Source organism: Mycolicibacterium sp. HS_4_1, from assembly GCF_054515875.1.
The window spans coordinates 2,476,466-2,491,414 of the sequence record NZ_CM137261.1 but is presented as its reverse complement, the minus strand read 5'-3'; the positions used below and the strand labels follow the sequence as shown (position 1 = coordinate 2,491,414).

Annotated in this window: 19 protein-coding genes and 1 pseudogene; 9 read left to right on the top strand and 11 right to left on the bottom strand. The window is 67.2% G+C overall.

Translation table 11 applies throughout. The features are described from left to right. Positions 1 to 21: 21 nt before the first annotated feature. The 4 genes and pseudogenes from ACX12F_RS11875 to ACX12F_RS11860 all read left to right on the top strand — a co-directional run bounded on the left by ACX12F_RS11875 (position 22) and on the right by ACX12F_RS11860 (position 3,315). Positions 22 to 750: an amino acid ABC transporter ATP-binding protein gene (locus ACX12F_RS11875; protein ID WP_459370321.1), complete on the top strand. Its 729-nt coding sequence runs from the start codon at positions 22 to 24 to the stop codon at positions 748 to 750. 119 nt (positions 751 to 869) lie between these two features. Then, positions 870 to 1,628 (top strand): annotated as a pseudogene (locus ACX12F_RS11870) (glutamate ABC transporter substrate-binding protein); the annotation flags it as partial. Positions 1,629 to 1,667: 39 nt separating this feature from the next. Then, complete coding sequence (locus ACX12F_RS11865) at positions 1,668 to 2,342, top strand: amino acid ABC transporter permease (protein ID WP_459370320.1); 675 nt, start codon at positions 1,668 to 1,670, stop codon at positions 2,340 to 2,342. A gap of 91 nt (positions 2,343 to 2,433) precedes the next feature. Beyond that, entirely contained in the window at positions 2,434 to 3,315 is an 882-nt protein-coding gene (locus ACX12F_RS11860; RefSeq protein ID WP_459369745.1) for an amino acid ABC transporter permease, read from the top strand. On the opposite strand, the gene ACX12F_RS11855 is transcribed toward ACX12F_RS11860, so the two are convergent. Beyond that, on the bottom strand, positions 3,282 to 3,902 hold the full coding sequence (locus ACX12F_RS11855) for a TetR/AcrR family transcriptional regulator (RefSeq protein ID WP_459369744.1): 621 nt from the start codon (positions 3,900 to 3,902) through the stop codon (positions 3,282 to 3,284). The genes ACX12F_RS11860 and ACX12F_RS11855 overlap by 34 nt on opposite strands. A 119-nt stretch (positions 3,903 to 4,021) precedes the next feature. On the opposite strand from ACX12F_RS11855, the gene ACX12F_RS11850 reads away from it, so the two are divergent. After that, positions 4,022 to 4,777, top strand: a complete 756-nt coding sequence (locus tag ACX12F_RS11850) for a 3-oxoacyl-ACP reductase family protein (RefSeq protein ID WP_459369743.1) — start codon at positions 4,022 to 4,024, stop codon at positions 4,775 to 4,777. 105 nt (positions 4,778 to 4,882) lie between these two features. Continuing rightward, on the top strand, positions 4,883 to 5,773 hold the full coding sequence (locus ACX12F_RS11845) for a hypothetical protein (RefSeq protein ID WP_459369742.1): 891 nt from the start codon (positions 4,883 to 4,885) through the stop codon (positions 5,771 to 5,773). Here the strand turns inward: ACX12F_RS11845 and recX are convergent. The 5 genes from recX to ACX12F_RS11820 all read right to left on the bottom strand — a co-directional run bounded on the left by recX (position 5,770) and on the right by ACX12F_RS11820 (position 9,894). Beyond that, complete coding sequence (recX, locus tag ACX12F_RS11840; protein WP_459369741.1) at positions 5,770 to 6,303, bottom strand: recombination regulator RecX; 534 nt, start codon at positions 6,301 to 6,303, stop codon at positions 5,770 to 5,772. The genes ACX12F_RS11845 and recX overlap by 4 nt on opposite strands. Further along, positions 6,272 to 7,324 carry a recombinase RecA gene (gene recA, locus ACX12F_RS11835; RefSeq protein WP_455983569.1) on the bottom strand — a complete coding sequence of 351 codons (1,053 nt, stop codon included), beginning with the start codon at positions 7,322 to 7,324 and terminating at the stop codon, positions 6,272 to 6,274. The genes recX and recA overlap by 32 nt, the downstream gene beginning before the upstream one ends. Before the next feature lie 253 nt (positions 7,325 to 7,577). Continuing rightward, complete coding sequence (locus tag ACX12F_RS11830; RefSeq protein ID WP_459369740.1) at positions 7,578 to 8,372, bottom strand: SDR family NAD(P)-dependent oxidoreductase; 795 nt, start codon at positions 8,370 to 8,372, stop codon at positions 7,578 to 7,580. Positions 8,373 to 8,514: 142 nt separating this feature from the next. After that, positions 8,515 to 8,709 carry a DUF3046 domain-containing protein gene (locus ACX12F_RS11825; RefSeq protein ID WP_459369739.1) on the bottom strand — a complete coding sequence of 65 codons (195 nt, stop codon included), beginning with the start codon at positions 8,707 to 8,709 and terminating at the stop codon, positions 8,515 to 8,517. A gap of 9 nt (positions 8,710 to 8,718) precedes the next feature. Then, entirely contained in the window at positions 8,719 to 9,894 is a 1,176-nt protein-coding gene (locus tag ACX12F_RS11820; protein ID WP_459369738.1) for a glycosyltransferase, read from the bottom strand. Positions 9,895 to 9,954: 60 nt separating this feature from the next. Between ACX12F_RS11820 and ACX12F_RS11815 the strand changes: the two genes are divergently transcribed. Both ACX12F_RS11815 and ACX12F_RS11810 read left to right on the top strand, forming a co-directional pair. After that, positions 9,955 to 10,392, top strand: a complete 438-nt coding sequence (locus ACX12F_RS11815) for a limonene-1,2-epoxide hydrolase family protein (RefSeq protein WP_459369737.1) — start codon at positions 9,955 to 9,957, stop codon at positions 10,390 to 10,392. Between the two features lie 21 nt (positions 10,393 to 10,413). Beyond that, positions 10,414 to 10,854, top strand: coding sequence for a DUF5313 domain-containing protein (locus ACX12F_RS11810; protein ID WP_459369736.1), 441 nt, complete (start codon positions 10,414 to 10,416; stop codon positions 10,852 to 10,854). Positions 10,855 to 10,861: 7 nt separating this feature from the next. Here ACX12F_RS11810 and pspM read toward each other — a convergent pair whose 3' ends face one another. From pspM to pgsA, 4 genes are all read right to left on the bottom strand, one after another. Next, positions 10,862 to 11,686 (bottom strand): phage shock envelope stress response protein PspM, encoded by an 825-nt coding sequence (gene pspM, locus ACX12F_RS11805; RefSeq protein WP_459369735.1) that lies wholly within the window; start codon positions 11,684 to 11,686, stop codon positions 10,862 to 10,864. A 25-nt stretch (positions 11,687 to 11,711) separates the two neighbouring features. Beyond that, positions 11,712 to 12,521, bottom strand: coding sequence for a phage shock protein PspA (pspA, locus tag ACX12F_RS11800; RefSeq protein WP_406803915.1), 810 nt, complete (start codon positions 12,519 to 12,521; stop codon positions 11,712 to 11,714). A 181-nt stretch (positions 12,522 to 12,702) separates the two neighbouring features. Further along, positions 12,703 to 13,056: a transcriptional regulator ClgR gene (gene clgR, locus ACX12F_RS11795; protein WP_459369734.1), complete on the bottom strand. Its 354-nt coding sequence runs from the start codon at positions 13,054 to 13,056 to the stop codon at positions 12,703 to 12,705. A 119-nt stretch (positions 13,057 to 13,175) separates the two neighbouring features. After that, positions 13,176 to 13,760: a CDP-diacylglycerol--glycerol-3-phosphate 3-phosphatidyltransferase gene (gene pgsA, locus ACX12F_RS11790; RefSeq protein ID WP_459369733.1), complete on the bottom strand. Its 585-nt coding sequence runs from the start codon at positions 13,758 to 13,760 to the stop codon at positions 13,176 to 13,178. 55 nt (positions 13,761 to 13,815) lie between these two features. Here pgsA and ACX12F_RS11785 point away from each other — a divergent pair, with 55 nt between their 5' ends. Beyond that, positions 13,816 to 14,337, top strand: coding sequence for an amino-acid N-acetyltransferase (locus ACX12F_RS11785; protein ID WP_459369732.1), 522 nt, complete (start codon positions 13,816 to 13,818; stop codon positions 14,335 to 14,337). Here the strand turns inward: ACX12F_RS11785 and ACX12F_RS11780 are convergent, their stop codons facing one another. Next, the gene (locus tag ACX12F_RS11780; protein WP_459369731.1) at positions 14,338 to 14,844 is read right to left on the bottom strand and encodes a DUF4282 domain-containing protein; all 507 of its coding nucleotides are present in this window, start codon (positions 14,842 to 14,844) and stop codon (positions 14,338 to 14,340) included. Positions 14,845 to 14,949 lie beyond the last annotated feature (105 nt).

The window sequence follows — 14,949 nt, the reverse complement described above, 5'->3', positions numbered from 1 at the left end:
GAGCCGTCACCTGCCACTCCGATGATCTCGGTCAAGGGGGTCAACAAGCACTTCGGTGCACTGCATGTACTGAAAGACATCAATCTCGAAGTCCCCCGCGGCCAGGTGGTCGTGCTGCTGGGACCGTCAGGTTCGGGCAAGTCGACGCTGTGCCGCACCATCAACCGACTGGAGACCATCGACTCCGGCTCGATCCACATCGACGGTGAGCTGCTGCCCGAGGAGGGCCGCAAGCTCGCCACGCTGCGGTCCGAGGTGGGCATGGTGTTCCAGTCGTTCAATCTGTTCGCGCACAAGACAATTCTCGAGAACGTCACCCTCGCGCCGATAAAGGTGCGCGGTAAGGGCAGAGAAGAAGCACGGTTGAGGGCGATTGAACTGCTGGAGCGGGTCGGGGTCGCCAACCAGGCCGACAAGTACCCGGCGCAGCTGTCGGGCGGTCAGCAGCAGCGCGTCGCGATCGCCCGATCCCTCGCCATGGGCCCGAAGGTCATGCTGTTCGACGAGCCCACCAGCGCGCTGGACCCCGAGATGGTCAACGAGGTGCTGTCGGTGATGACGTCGCTGGCGACCGAGGGCATGACCATGATCGTGGTGACGCACGAGATGGGCTTCGCCCGCCGGGCGTCGAACCGGGTGGTGTTCATGGCCGACGGCACCATCGTCGAGGACGCCGAGCCCGACGAGTTCTTCACCGCGCCGAAGTCCAACCGGGCCCGGGACTTCCTGGGCAAGATCCTGGACCACTGATCGTGAAACGATCGATCGGGCAGAGGTTCGTGAAACCGGCAATCGGGCAGAGGTCCGTGAAACGGGCAATCGGGCCGCAGGCGGCGGCACGAGTTATTCGCCGCCTGGCCGCGGTCACCGTGCTGATCGTGGCCCTGCTATCCGTGAGCGCGTGCGGGGCCAGCAGCAAGAAGATCACCATCGGCACCAAGTTCGACCAGCCCGGCCTGGCCGCGAAGAAGCCCGACGGCACGCTCGCCGGCTTCGACATCGACGTCGCCACCTACATCGCCGAGCAGCTCGGCTACAAGCCCGACGACATCGAATGGAAAGAAGCCCCGTCGGGTCAGCGCGAGAACCTGATTCAGAATCACCAGGTCGACTTCATCGTCGCCACCTACTCGATCACCGACGCCCGCAAGCAGAAGGTGTCGTTCGGCGGTCCCTATCTCGTCACCGGCCAGAGCCTGCTGGTGCGTGCCGACAACAACGAGATCACCAGTGTCGAATCGCTGCAGAACCACAAGAAGCTGTGCTCGGTGTCAGGTTCCACACCGGCACAACGCATCAAGGACAAGTACCCGGGCGTGCAGCTGCAGCAGTATGACACCTACTCGGCCTGTCTCGAGGCCGTGAAGACCGGCGCCATCGATGCGCTCAGCACTGACGAGGTGATCCTGGCCGGCTACGCCGCCCAGACCCCCGGCGCGTTCAAACTGGTCGGCAAGCCGTTCTCGGTGGAGAAGTACGGCATCGGATTGCTCAAGGGCGACAAGGAACTTCGCCAGAAGGTCAACGACGCCATCGAGAAAATGCAGAAGAGCGGTGAATGGCAGGCCGCGTTCGACCGCAACCTGGGGCCCGCCGGGCTCTCCGCGCCGCCGCCTCCCCCGTTGGACACCGATATCAACGGCAGTGGCGGATCGAAGCGCGTCGATCTGTGGGGCACCTACGGCGGCAAGATTCTGGCCGCATTCTGGACGACGATCCAGTTGACGCTGCTCGCCGCGGCCGGGGCGCTGATCCTGGGCACCCTGCTGGCCGCGATGCGGCTGTCACCGGTGCCGGTGCTGCGCTGGCTGGGCACGGCATACGTCAACGTGGTCCGCAACACCCCGCTGACGCTGATCATCCTGTTCTGCTCGTTCGGCATCGGGAACACCCTGCGGATCACCCTTGTCGATCCACATTCGCCGACGGCCGTGGTGGACAGCAACTTTCGGCTCGCGGCTCTCGGGTTGACGGTCTACACCGCGTCGTTCGTGTGCGAGACGTTGCGCTCGGGCATCAACACCGTGCCGCTGGGCCAGGCCGAAGCCGCGCGCTCGCTGGGACTGAGCTTCGGGCAGAACCTGCGGATGATCTTGCTGCCGCAGGCTTTTCGCGCGGTGATCAATCCGCTGGGTTCCGTGTTGATCGCATTGGTGAAGAACACCACCATCGCCTCGGCCATCGGCGTGGCGGAGGCGGCACTGCTGATGAAGGAGATGATCGAGAACACCGCGGCACTGCTGGCGGTCGGTTCGATCTTCGCCGCTGGTTTCGTGGTCCTGACATTGCCGTTGGGGCTGTTGTTCGGTTGGTTGGGTAGGCGATACGCGGTGGTGCGGTGATGAGCGCTCGCGCGAAGAACAGAAGACCCGTGAGCGCTCGCGCGAAGAACAGAAGACCCGTGAGCGCTCGCGCGAAGAACAGAGGGCACCGATGAGCGAAGCTTCCGTCCTCTACGACGCCCCGGGACCGCGGGCGCAGCGTCGCAACATCGTTCTTGCCGCCGTCATCGTCGCGGTGATCATCGCGATGGCCGGCTGGGTGCTGTGGCAGTTCGAGTCCAAAGGCCAACTGACCGAAGCGAAGTGGCACCCGTTCCTGACCGTGAACCTGTGGACGACGTACGTGCTGCCGGGTGCGGTAGGCACGTTGACGGCGGCGGCGGTATCGATCGTGCTCGCACTGGTGCTGGGTCTGCTGCTGGGCATGGGCCGGCTGTCCGAAGCGCGCGCGGTGCGGTGGGCGTCCTCGGTGTTCGTCGAGTTCTTCCGCGCCGTCCCTGTGCTGATCATGATGCTGTTCGCGTACTTCCTGTTCGCGTTGTACGACGTCTTCCCGTCACGGCAGCTGGCGCTCGCCGGCGTCATCACCGGGCTGACGCTGTACAACGGCGCCGTGATCGCGGAGATCGTGCGCGCCGGCGTGTACGCGCTGCCCCGCGGCCAGCGTGAGGCTGCCGTGGCGCTGGGCCTGCGGCCCGGTCAGACGCTGCGGCTGATCCTGCTCCCCCAGGCCGTAACGTCGATGCTGCCCGTGCTGGTGTCCCAGATGGTGGTGGTGCTCAAGGACACCGCCATCGGCTACCAGATCACCTTCGTCGAGATGGTCCGCCAGGGCACCAACATCGGTTCGGCGTACAGCAATTACATCCCCGCGCTGCTGGTGATCGCGGCGCTGATGATCAGCCTCAACTTCGCGCTGTCGGCGCTGGCGACCCGACTCGAGCGCCGGCTGCGGCAGTCGCGACGCGCCCCGGAACCACTGCCGGTGAATACCGGTGTTCAGGACGACACGCCAGGCGCACCGGCAGTCTGAGGCGCCCCCGGCCAGGCCCGGAGAGCCTGATCGGCCACCGCGTGCAGTTCGTCACGGTCGGCACCGCTGTTGGCTTGGACCGCCAGGCCCTGACTGATCGCACCGATCCAGCGCGCCAACAGCTCTGGGTCCGCCCCGGCCAGTTCGCCCAGCCGCTGGGCGGCGCTGAACCGTTCGGCCAGCTCGGCGATTCCGTCTTCGCGAAGCTGGGCCAGCTCGGCATGCAACTCTGTCGCCTCATCGCCGGCGGCCAGCGCGCTCTGCACCAGCAGGCATCCGCGCGGACCGGCTGTCCCGGACGACGCGTCGACAGCGCCGTGCACCATGGCGTACGCCGTTTCCCATGCGGTGGGCAGGGCGAGCGCACGCTCGGCATATCCGCCGGGCCCAGCTTGGTAGCGCCGCACGGCAGCGCGGAACAGGTCGGCCTTGGACCCGTATTCGGCGTACAGGCTGCGGCGGTTGATGCCGGTCGCAGCCGTGAGGTCACTGATGGACACCCCGTCATAGCCGTGCGCCCAGAACAGTCGCATCGCGATGTCGAGAACACCCTCGGGGTCGAACATGCGGGGTCTGCCGATCGCCATCGACCCTCCTGTGTGACGTGGGCCATAGTTCGGAATGAAAGCCCGACCTAGGCGCCTTGTCCTGAGCGTACTTAGTAACCGATCGGTTCGAAAGAATCATTCCACGGCTTGGAGAGCTCATGAGCACCACTTCGGAAGCCCCGCTCGCGGGGCGGCGCGCACTGGTCACCGGCGGTTCCCGCGGCATCGGCGCCGCGACCGTACGCCGACTCGCGGCAGACGGCGCAGCGGTCGCGTTCACCTACCAGTCCTCACCCGATGCCGCGCAGGACCTGGTCGACGAACTGGAGGCAACGGGCGCGAAGGTGGCCGCCATCAAGGCCGACAGCGCCGACGCACTGGACGTCGCCGCCGCAGTGGACGAAGCGGTCGAGCGGCTCGGCGGACTGGACATCCTGGTCAACAACGCCGGCGTCGCGCAGGGCGCACCAATCGAGTCGTTCCCGCTGGAGGACTTCGACCGGATGCTGGCCATCAATGTGAAAGCAGTCTTTGCCGCCATTCAGCGCGCCGTACCGCACCTGGGCGCCGGTGGCCGCATCATCACCATCGGCAGTGTGAACGCGGACCGGGTGCCGACCGTCGGCTTCTCCGTCTACGCCCTCACCAAGGCAGCGGTCGCCGGTTTGACGCGGGGCCTGGTGCGCGAGCTCGGCCCGCGCGGCATCACGGTCAACACCATCCAGCCGGGACCGGTCGCCACCGACATGAACCCCGACACCGGCGACCTCGCCGACGAGCTTCGCCCGCTCATCGCGGTCGGCCAGTACGGGCAGCCGCGCGATATCGCCAGCGCCGTCGCCTATCTGGCCCACCCCGAATCCTGGTTCGTCACGGGCGTCACCTGGAACATCGACGGCGGATTCGTCATCTGACGCCGTGGGTTGACCAACGCGCCCGCGGGGTACACCCCCGAAGTGAACCCCGCGGGCATCTATCCCGTGTGTCCTAGAGAGATCTACTCGATCACGGGAGGCGTCATGAGCGTCGAGGTTCGTGCATTGACGGCAATTCCAGCTCCGGCCCAGACCTTGGCCGCGCTGTGCACCGCGTGTCTGGTACTCGCCGCAGCACCGGCACCATCAGCTCAGGCCCCCACGCACCGGGTCCCCGTCCTGGCGCCATCCAGCATCTCGCTGACCGCCCAACCGCTGCCCCTGCCGCTGGACCTGCTCAATCAGCAGGTGGTGTTCAACGTCGGGCTGTTCGCCGATTGGATCACCACCGGCGCCACTCTGTTCCAGCGCCAGACACAGGTGCCCGGCGCGTTCGTTGCCGACCTGAGCGCCGGCGTACCGCCGCAAACCGCGGTGGCTCGGGCCTTGAGCGCCTTCGCCGACATCGAGTTCGAAGCGGGACGTGATCTGATCGGGTTCGCCCAAGATTTCGCGAACTTCCAGCTGCAGTTCCGCGCCACCACCCTGTCGGCGTTCCCGCCGTTCAACGCAGGACCCGGTCAACAGTTCGTCGTCGCCACCACCGACTTCGGCCTCAATCTGGTGCAGGGCATAGCCAACTTCGCCTCGGCGCTGGTCACCGGGGCACAGCAGTTCACCCACGGCTTGCTGGGCACTCCGGTGCCGGTGGCGCCACTCAAGACCAGTGCCGTCGCCGCCACCAGCATCCCTGTCATCACGCCGAAAACACCGCTGGGGCAAAAACAACCGACCGTCAACACCCTCAGTCCGACGACGACCAATGGCGGCAAGCTCACCGGGCAACACCCGCTGACCGCCGTGATCAACACCGTCACCGGCCCAACGAAAGACCTTGGCGTCCAGACGCATTCATTCCAGACTCACCAGCCCGACGGCAACACTCCGCACGGCAAGACCCATCAATCCCCAAGCAAGGGACCGCACCACCGCTAGACCGCGCGGCGCTGACGCTCCTGCGTGAGCTGAGTGTTGACGACGTCGAAGGCCATGCCCTGGCTGTAGCCGCGACGCGCCAACATCGCGACCAGGCGCCGGGTCACCTTCGTCTCGTCGTCGAGGTTTTCCCGCTGCAGCTTGGCGGCGACGAGCTCCTCGGCTCGCACCCGCCACTCGCCCGCGTCGACGCTGTCGAGCGTCTCGGCGATCACCTCGGCGTCGATGCCCTTGGTACGCAGTTCAGAAGCCAAGGCGCGCTTGCCTTTTCCTGCATTGGTACGACGTTCCCGCACCCACTGCTCGGCAAACGCCGCGTCGTCCACCAGCCCGACCTCCGTGAGCCGGTCGAGTACGCGGGCACTGACATCGTCGGGAAAGCCGCGCTTGGTCAGCTGCGCTTCGAGCTCGGCCCGGCTACGCGCGCGGGTGGTGAGCAGACGCAGACAGACGTCCCGTGCCTGCTCCTCACGCCGCGGCGCGTCAGCCGGCTCCGCCTCAGAAGTCGACTGGGGCGGGAAGGACGTCATCGACCGCACCATCGGTCACCACCGCGCCGATACCGAGCTTCTCTTTGATCTTCTTCTCGATCTCATTGGCGGCGTCGGCGTTCTGCAGCAGGTAGTTACGGGCGTTCTCCTTGCCCTGTCCCAGCTGCTCGCCGTCGTAGGTGAACCACGAACCCGACTTCCGGATGAAGCCGTGCTCGACACCCATGTCGATGAGCGAGCCCTCACGCGAGATGCCGCGGCCGTAGAGGATGTCGAACTCGGCCTGCTTGAACGGCGGCGCCACCTTGTTCTTGACGATCTTGACGCGGGTGCGGTTACCGACCGCGTCGGTGCCGTCCTTGAGCGTCTCGATGCGGCGCACGTCCATACGCACCGAGGCGTAGAACTTCAAAGCCTTACCACCCGTGGTGGTTTCGGGCGAACCGAACATGACGCCGATCTTCTCGCGCAGCTGGTTGATGAAGATGGCGGTGGTGCCGGAGTTGTTCAGCGCACCGGTCATCTTGCGCAGCGCCTGGCTCATCAGACGAGCCTGCAGACCGACGTGGCTGTCACCCATCTCGCCCTCGATCTCGGCGCGCGGCACCAGGGCGGCAACCGAGTCGATGACCAGGATGTCGATGGCGCCGGAGCGCACCAGCATGTCGGCGATCTCCAGGGCCTGCTCACCGGTGTCAGGCTGCGAGACCAGCAGTGCGTCGGTGTCCACACCGAGCTTCTTGGCGTACTCGGGGTCCAGCGCGTGCTCGGCGTCGATGAACGCCGCGATCCCGCCGGCGGCTTGCGCATTGGCCACCGCGTGCAGGGCGACCGTGGTCTTACCCGAGGATTCCGGGCCGTAGATTTCGACGACGCGGCCGCGCGGCAGACCGCCGATACCGAGCGCGACATCCAGCGCGATGGACCCGGTCGGGATGACCGAAATCGGTTGGCGGGTCTCTTCTCCCAGCCGCATGACCGAGCCCTTGCCGAAACTCTTGTCGATCTGTGCCAGCGCGAGCTCGAGTGCCTTCTCGCGATCTGGGGCCTGTGCTGCCATGGGTGGTCTCCGTCCTCGTGGGTGTCCGTTGATCGGGTTTCCGATCGGTTGGCCGTGACGCTAGCGGCGGGGTCCGACAAAAACGCGTCGGTCGCGTTTCCAGCCGTTCGAACTGGCACCACAGTAGGACGAACAGATGTTCGATTTCAAGCAGACACGCCGATCAGGACCCAACGTCGAACGCAGACCCGGGTACGGGAGGCCCGCATTCACATCGTCGATGCGCCTTCACGGCCAGGGTTACCCCGGGAGGTCACAGCGAACGCTGGCGCCGCAGACCCAACGTCCTCATCAGGGAAAGCGCGCGCAGGCCGACGGCCGGCGCCATGTCGGCGCCCCGCGCGATCACGCCCCGCCAGCGCGGTACGACGCGGAAAATCTGGTGGGAGTCCATCAGCTCGATCGCGGCCCGGGCGACGTCGTCGGCGTTCAACGGCTTGGGACCCGAGAACAGCAGCGCCGCGCCGGGATCGTGAGTCGTGGCAGTGACCATCTCGGTGTTCACCACGTCCGGGCACAGCGCGCAGGCCCGGATCGGCAGGCCGGCGCTGCGCAGTTCGCCCTGCAGCGAGGTGGTGTAAGACAGCACCGCGGCCTTGCTCGCCGCATACACGGCCAGCCCGGGCACGGGCGTCAGCGCCGAGATCGAGGCGATATTGAGGATGACACCGCCGCGGGCACCCATGGCATTGACGGCCGCCATGCAGCCCGCCATCATGCCGCGGACATTGACGTCAAGGGTCTGTACGACGTGCTCGGCGGGCTGTTCCCAGCTGTTGCCCGCGTGCAGCACCCCGGCGTTGTTGACCCACACCGCAATTCGCCCCTGCTCGGCGGCAAGCGCGGCAATGCTCTGGTGACCCGTGACATCGCGCACGTCCTGAGCGAGGCCCCACGCGCCATGCCCGACGGTCTCGGCAGCGCGCTGCGCGGCAGCCGCGTCGACGTCGGTGATCAGCACGCGGTGCCCCTGTGCGGTGAGGGCTTTCGCGATGGCCAGGCCGATTCCGCGGCCAGCTCCGGTGACTACGGCAATGGTGGCGCTCATAGGCCATCCTCCTCGGTGTCGAATTGGCTCAGAGCTTCGCTCAGCCATACGAAGGACGCTATGAGTTCGGGGTGGCGAACACCATGTCGCCGTCCGACAAACAGTGCGGGGTGAGTAGTCGCGAGAGACCAGAACGCGTTGTTCACCATTGATCGCGCGGGACGTCGAAGTCCGCGCACAGGGCCCGCCAGACGTCGCGGGGTTCGACGCCGGCTTCGATCGCCTGAGCCGGTGTACGGCCACCGAGAACCGCCAGCACGTGGTCCTTCACCAAGGCAGCACCGCGCGCCGCACCGAACTGGTCTTCGATCAGCAGGGTGAATTCGGTCAGTCGCACCGCACCAACCTACTCAGCATCGACGCGCAGCGCCGCCCGGCACACGGCCACCGGGTCGGCGACGCCGGCTCCACTGTTGCCGGCCCGTCGTGCGGCATCCCGGTAGGGAGGCGCCGACAGGACTCGGCCGACAGCCGCCGTCAACGAGTCCGCGGTCAACGGCCGGATCAACTCACCACTGCCTTGCCGCACAACCCGATTGGCGATCTCCCACTGGTCGCCACCACCGGGCACCACCACCAGAGGCACCCCGGCCAGCAGCGTCTTGGAGACGATGCCGTGGCCGCCTCCGCAGATCATCACGTCGGCCCGCTTAAGCAGCTCGTCCTGGCGGCCGAGTCCGACCGCGGCCCACGGCGGCACCGGCGCATCGGGGCCCCGCAGCCGGGATACGACGACACGCGCGCCGTCGGGCAGTGTCCGTCCCGGGATCAGCGCCTCCAGGGCCAGATCATCGAGGCCCTGCATCCCGGTCGTGGCCGTCGACGGCGCCACCACCACGACCGGACCCGAACCGGCGGGAATGTCGAGCACCGCGGTGGTCGGCTCGAAGTGCAGCGGCCCGACGACGACGGCCTCGGCCGGCCAGTCAGGGCGCGGCACCTCCAGCTCGGGCAGGGTCGCGATCAACCGCCGCGCGGGCCCGGGATCGGCTGCGGGCAAGCCGATTCCGATGCGCGCCGCCGACCGCTGCCGGTCCCCTTGGCGCACCGAACGCGCCGTGAAGAATCGCAGCATCGTGTCGCGCAGCCGGCCCCGCACCCCGACGCCCGGAGCCAGCCCGCTGCCCAACGGCGGCAACCCTTTCGACGGCAGGTACAGCGGGTGCGGCGTGAGCTCGACCCAGGGCAGACCCATCATCTCAGCGGCCATGCCGCCGCAGGCCGTGATGACATCGGATACCACCAGGTCGGGCGCCAGCTCCCGCAGCGCCGGCGCATTGAGCACCGCCATCCGCGCGGCACGCTCGTGAATCTTGGCGCCCGAGTCGAGGTCGTCGTCGCCATCCTCGGGGTCCAGCCCCAGCAGCTCCCGCGCGTCGACACCTGCCTCCGCCGCAGTGCCGAGCCATTGCCGACCGGTCAGCAACACCGGATGGTCGCCGGCCGCCCGGAACCGAAGGCACAGCGCGATAGCCGGAAAGGCATGGCCGGGGTCCGGCCCGGCAACCACGGCGACGCGCATCGGGCCACCTTGTCATACCGGCCCCTGTGCGCCGGCGGGCAGGCGCATTACCGTGACCGTATGACACAGAGCACACCGGCAGTGACTCAGACCAACGTCGAGATCGTCGAAACCTTCCTTTACGCCCTGCAGGCCGAGGACATGGAGACCGCCGACCGCCTGCTCGACGACAACCTCGTCTACGAGAACGTGGGACTGCCCACCATCCGCGGTCGGGCCCGCGCGATGAAACTGTTCCGGCCCATGAAGAACAGCCCCGTCAGTTTCGAGGTCAAGTTCCACCGCATCGTCGGCGAGGGCACCACGGTGCTCACCGAGCGCACCGACGCACTGGTCATCGGGCCGGTGCGGCTGCAGTTCTGGGTCTGCGGGGTGTTCGAGGTGCGCGACGGCAAGATCACGCTGTGGCGGGACTACTTCGACATGTTCGACATGGTCAAGGCCACCGTGCGTGGTCTCATCGGGGCCGCCGTCCCGGCCCTGCGGCCGACCATGTAGCCAGCGGTAAAATTGACCACCATGGCCAATGAGAATCGCCCGAAGCCCAACGCCCGGCAGTACATCAAGTACAGCTACGGCGGCCGGCTGCCCGACTCGATGCGGGCGTGGGTGACCGAGGACCTCATCGGCAAAGGCGCGACGCTGCGGATCGTCATCCGCATGTTCGTCCCCGCGTTCCTGATCTTGATCCCGATCTGGTTCCTGCCGGAGCTGCTCGGCATCACCGGGGGCTCGGACCTCGTCATCCGCCTGAGCGCGACGGTGCCCATCCTGATCCCGGTGGTCTACTTCTCCCATGCGCTGAACAAGATCTGGCGGCGGCACATGCTGGTCAAGAACGGCATCGACCCGAAGCTGCTCGACCAATCGCTGCGCCAGAAGAACGCCCACATCCACGCGGCTTATGAAGAGCGGTACGGTCGCCGGTCCGACGACGGCACCGGCTCCACCACCATCTAGCGGACCGTCAGGCCTGGCGCAGGCGCCCCAGTTCGTCGAAGGCCTGCGCCCAGGCACTCAGCCGGTCGGTGGCGGCAACCAGTTCACTGCGGTACCGCTGCTCGGACATCGCCCGGGCCGAACCCGCACCGCTGTTCGCCGCCGACACCAATTGCGCTGCGGCCGTGACGATGTCGGCGTACTGCCGGACACCGGCGTCGAGCTGCGCGGTATAGGCCTTGATGGCCGGCGCCAGATGACCACGAGACTGTGGCACCGAGCCGGCCGCACGCTCCATCGCGGCCACTTCCCCGGCGGTACCGGCCAGCGCCGCAGCCGACGCATTCGCCGCGGCGGTCACCTCGACGATCTCGGCGGCGGGCAGCAATTGGCCGCGCTGGATGACGCTCAACAGGGAGTACAGCCCACGTTCGGCCGACGCCAGCGTCTCCATCGGGCGCCGTGCCGCCGAGCCTCTGGGCGGCAGCAGCCGTGAGGTCCGCACCGGTGGCAGTGGTTCCCCACGCAGCCACCGGTAGCGCAGGAAGCACAGCGTGGCCAGGAACGCGGCGCCGCCGGCGATGGGGCCGGTGACGATCAGCACCCAGAACGGGGTGCTCCAGGCCGCCAGCAGCGCCGTCAACCCGATCCAGAACGCGCTGGCGCCGGCGAACAACCAGCTCAGCCGCAGCGCCCAGCGGCGCTTGCGCAGCAGCCGGGCCCGCGGATCGGCGGCCGCGCCGAGGCGCTGGGCCACCAGGTCGGACAATTCGGCAGCGGTGTCGATGCCGCGTTGCAGGACTGCCTGCCAGCCCCGGGTCTCCCCGGGACGGCCGGCCGACTGGGCTTTCACCGCTGCCCCCTCACATCTCAGAAAACTATTGCGACAGCGGGTTTTCCGGTGCCGGATTGGCGGCCGGAGCTGCCGGGGTGGCCGGTGCGGCGGCACCGCCGGACGGCAGGGAATTGCCCTGCATCGAGGCGCGGATCTGCTCGAGGCGCGAGTGGCCGGCCATCTGCACGCTGGCCTGCTGGACCTCCATCATGCGGCCCTGCACCGAGTTCTGAGCCAGCTCGGCCGAACCCATGGCGTTGGCGTAGCGGCGCTCGATCTTGTCGCGCACCTCGTCGAGGCTCGGGGTGTTGCCCGGGGCGGCGATCTCCGTCATGGAGCGCAGCGAGGCGCTGACCTGCTCCTGCATCTTGGCCTGCTCGAGCTGCGACAGCAGCTTGGTGCGCTCGGCGATCTTCTGCTGCAGCACCATGGCGTTCTGCTCGACAGCCTTCTTGGCCTGGGTCGCGGCCTGCAGCGACTGGTCGTGCAGACCCTTGAGGTCCTCGACGCTCTGCTCGGCGGTCACCAGCTGGGCGGCGAAGGCCTCGGCGGCGTTGTTGTATTCGGTGGCCTTGGCAACGTCACCGGCCGCCGTGGCCTGGTCGGCCAGGGTCAGGGCCTGACGGACGTTGGCCTGCAGCTTCTCGATGTCGGCAAGCTGACGGTTCAGCCGCATCTCCAGCTGACGCTGGTTGCCGATGACCGACGCCGCCTGCTGAGTCAGGGCCTGATGCTGGCGCTGGGCCTCCTCGATCGCCTGCTGAATCTGCACCTTCGGGTCGGCATATTCGTCGACCTTGGAGCTGAACAGCGCCATGAGGTACTTCCAGGCTTTGACAAAGGGATTGGCCATGAGATCGGTCCGCCTTCGTGTCGTTCGTGATTCGGGATCGGTTATCTGCTTGCCGGCCGCATCTGTGCCAGCACGTCTACAGCCAACCTAGTAGGTGCGGACAGCCGGACGCAGCCCACATGCACTATTGCGGCGCGGCGAGATGCCACGCGCGTCTTGCTGCGGTTCGGGCTGTGCTAACTCAAGCAACGGCCATGGCGAGATGCTGAGGGATGACCACCTTGGTCGCGACGTCGATGTTGGCCACCGTGCGGTCGGCCTCGGCGCGCTCGGTGTGCAGCATCTGCTCGGCAGCGTCGGCCAGTACCTGCGACAGCGGCACGTCCAGGGCACCGCAGATGGCGCCGAGCAGTTCACTCGACGGTTCTTTACGGCCCCGTTCGACCTCGGACAGGTAGCCCAGGCTCACCCGAGCACCGTCGGACACCTCGCGCAGTGTGCGTCCCTGCCCGGTACGGGCCTGACGCAGCACGTCGCCGATGACCTCACGCAGCAACATCGCTTCCCGGCGCTTCGCTTGCCCAGATGTCGTCATCGCGTTTCCCCTTCGCCTTCAAGTAACAACAGCCGCGCAGCCCGGCCGGATCACCCGTTCTACACGGTCTTGTAGGCACCAACGCGGCGACGCACCGCTTTGGTTCCCGATGCGGCGATTCAGGGCCGACGAAACGCCGAGACGGCGTACTCGATGCCCGTGAGCACCGTCAGCACCACCGCAGCCCACATGAAGACCCAGGCAGTGGTCAGCCACGGGGCGGGCCAGGCGTGCAGGGGCAGCACGAACAGACCGATCGCCACCGCCTGCACCAGCGTCTTGAGCTTGCCGCCACGGCTCGCGGGAATGACGCCGCGCCGGATCACCGCGAAGCGCAACAGCGTCACCGCGAGCTCGCGGGCCAGGATCACGACGGTGACCCACCACGGTAGGTCCCCGAGTATCGACAGCCCGATCAGTGCGGCCCCGATCAGGGCCTTGTCCGCAATCGGGTCGGCCAGCTTGCCGAATTCGGTGACCATGTCGAAGCTGCGGGCGATCTCGCCGTCGAACCGGTCGGTGATGACGGCCACCGCGAAAACGACGAAAGCGGCGATCCGCCAACGGGTTTCATGACCGTCACCGGCGAAGAGCGCCGCCAGGAACACGGGCACCAGCGCGATGCGCAGTCCGGTCAGTAGATTGGCGATGTTCGCCACGCCGGCGCCCGAGGCGCGCGGATCGGTATCTGACTGGCCTGTCACCGACACAGGATATCCGGTCACCTACCGGGCCATACGCAGCCGATACCCTCCACATGTGAGCGACGCAGCGAAACCCGGCACCACAGGGCTGGTGGTTCGCCGCGCCCGAACATCCGACGTCCCGGGAATCAAGGCCCTCGTGGACATCTACGCGGGAAAGATCCTGCTGGAGAAAAACCTGGTCACCCTGTACGAGGCGGTCCAGGAGTTCTGGGTGGCCGACCTGGGCGGCGAGATCGTCGGCTGCGGCGCGTTGCACGTGCTGTGGGCCGACCTCGGCGAGGTGCGTACCGTCGCGGCCCATCCGAAGGTGCGCGGCATGGGCGTCGGGCACGCGGTGGTGGCGCAGCTGCTCGACGTGGCGCGGGAGCTGGAGCTGCAGCGCGTTTTCGTGCTCACTTTCGAGACCGAGTTCTTCAGCCGGCACGGCTTCAAGGAGATCGAGGGCACGCCCGTCACCGCCGAGGTGTACGAGGAGATGTGCCGCTCGTACGACACCGGCGTGGCCGAGTTCCTGGATCTCTCCTACGTGAAGCCGAACACCTTGGGCAACACCCGGATGATCGTCACGCTGTAGTCAGTCGGCGGTGTCGGTCGAGGCCGCCCGGCGCGCGACGATCCGGTCCCGCATGTCCATGATCGCGGCCCGCCGGCGGGACCGCCCACCACGGCCGAACGACGGTAGCGTCGGGATCACCTCGATCTTGTCCGATACCCCGATCATCAGCTCAGCGATCTCCAGCACCAGCTCGTTCAGCTCGTCGACCTGCTGGCCCATCGCCATGAACGCGCTCAGCGACTCCAGGACCACCCGCGCCACCAGCACGATCGCCACGCAGGTGACCGGGCCCGCGAGCAACACCCAGAACACGCCGAGCAGCACGGCCAGCTCGAACGCCACCACGGCGCCCGCCAGATACAAAACCACCGCACCGACGATGACAAGCCCGTACAACAGTGGCACCACGTGCGGCGCCGCCGACTTCCGGAATCCGAGGTCGGTGAACGCCGTCAGCGCAGGCCGGCTGCGACCACCGGATTCGACGTCTGCATCGAGCTCCCCGGTGCGCGAAATGTCAACCACGGCAAAGCCTCCTTAGGAGTCCAGCCTCCCACAGTCGGCGGCGCTCGCCAGCACTCGATGTTGTTATCCGGGCCGTCTGTCAGCACCGGTGTGACGTCGGTAACC

Bases quoted from the DNA above. Each gene is read 5' to 3' on its own strand.
- ACX12F_RS11845 (WP_459369742.1), top strand. From the start codon at position 4,883: ATGAGCGTCGAGGTTCGTGCATTGACGGCAATTCCAGCTCCGGCCCAG.
- ACX12F_RS11875 (WP_459370321.1), top strand. From the start codon at position 22: ATGATCTCGGTCAAGGGGGTCAACAAGCACTTCGGTGCACTGCATGTA.
- recX (WP_459369741.1), bottom strand. From the start codon at position 6,303: ATGACGTCCTTCCCGCCCCAGTCGACTTCTGAGGCGGAGCCGGCTGAC.
- ACX12F_RS11820 (WP_459369738.1), bottom strand. From the start codon at position 9,894: ATGCGCGTCGCCGTGGTTGCCGGGCCGGACCCCGGCCATGCCTTTCCG.
- clgR (WP_459369734.1), bottom strand. From the start codon at position 13,056: ATGACGACATCTGGGCAAGCGAAGCGCCGGGAAGCGATGTTGCTGCGT.
- recA (WP_455983569.1), bottom strand. From the start codon at position 7,324: ATGGCAGCACAGGCCCCAGATCGCGAGAAGGCACTCGAGCTCGCGCTG.
- ACX12F_RS11860 (WP_459369745.1), top strand. From the start codon at position 2,434: ATGAGCGAAGCTTCCGTCCTCTACGACGCCCCGGGACCGCGGGCGCAG.
- ACX12F_RS11815 (WP_459369737.1), top strand. From the start codon at position 9,955: ATGACACAGAGCACACCGGCAGTGACTCAGACCAACGTCGAGATCGTC.
- pspA (WP_406803915.1), bottom strand. From the start codon at position 12,521: ATGGCCAATCCCTTTGTCAAAGCCTGGAAGTACCTCATGGCGCTGTTC.
- ACX12F_RS11830 (WP_459369740.1), bottom strand. From the start codon at position 8,372: ATGAGCGCCACCATTGCCGTAGTCACCGGAGCTGGCCGCGGAATCGGC.
- ACX12F_RS11810 (WP_459369736.1), top strand. From the start codon at position 10,414: ATGGCCAATGAGAATCGCCCGAAGCCCAACGCCCGGCAGTACATCAAG.
- ACX12F_RS11850 (WP_459369743.1), top strand. From the start codon at position 4,022: ATGAGCACCACTTCGGAAGCCCCGCTCGCGGGGCGGCGCGCACTGGTC.
- ACX12F_RS11855 (WP_459369744.1), bottom strand. From the start codon at position 3,902: ATGGCGATCGGCAGACCCCGCATGTTCGACCCCGAGGGTGTTCTCGAC.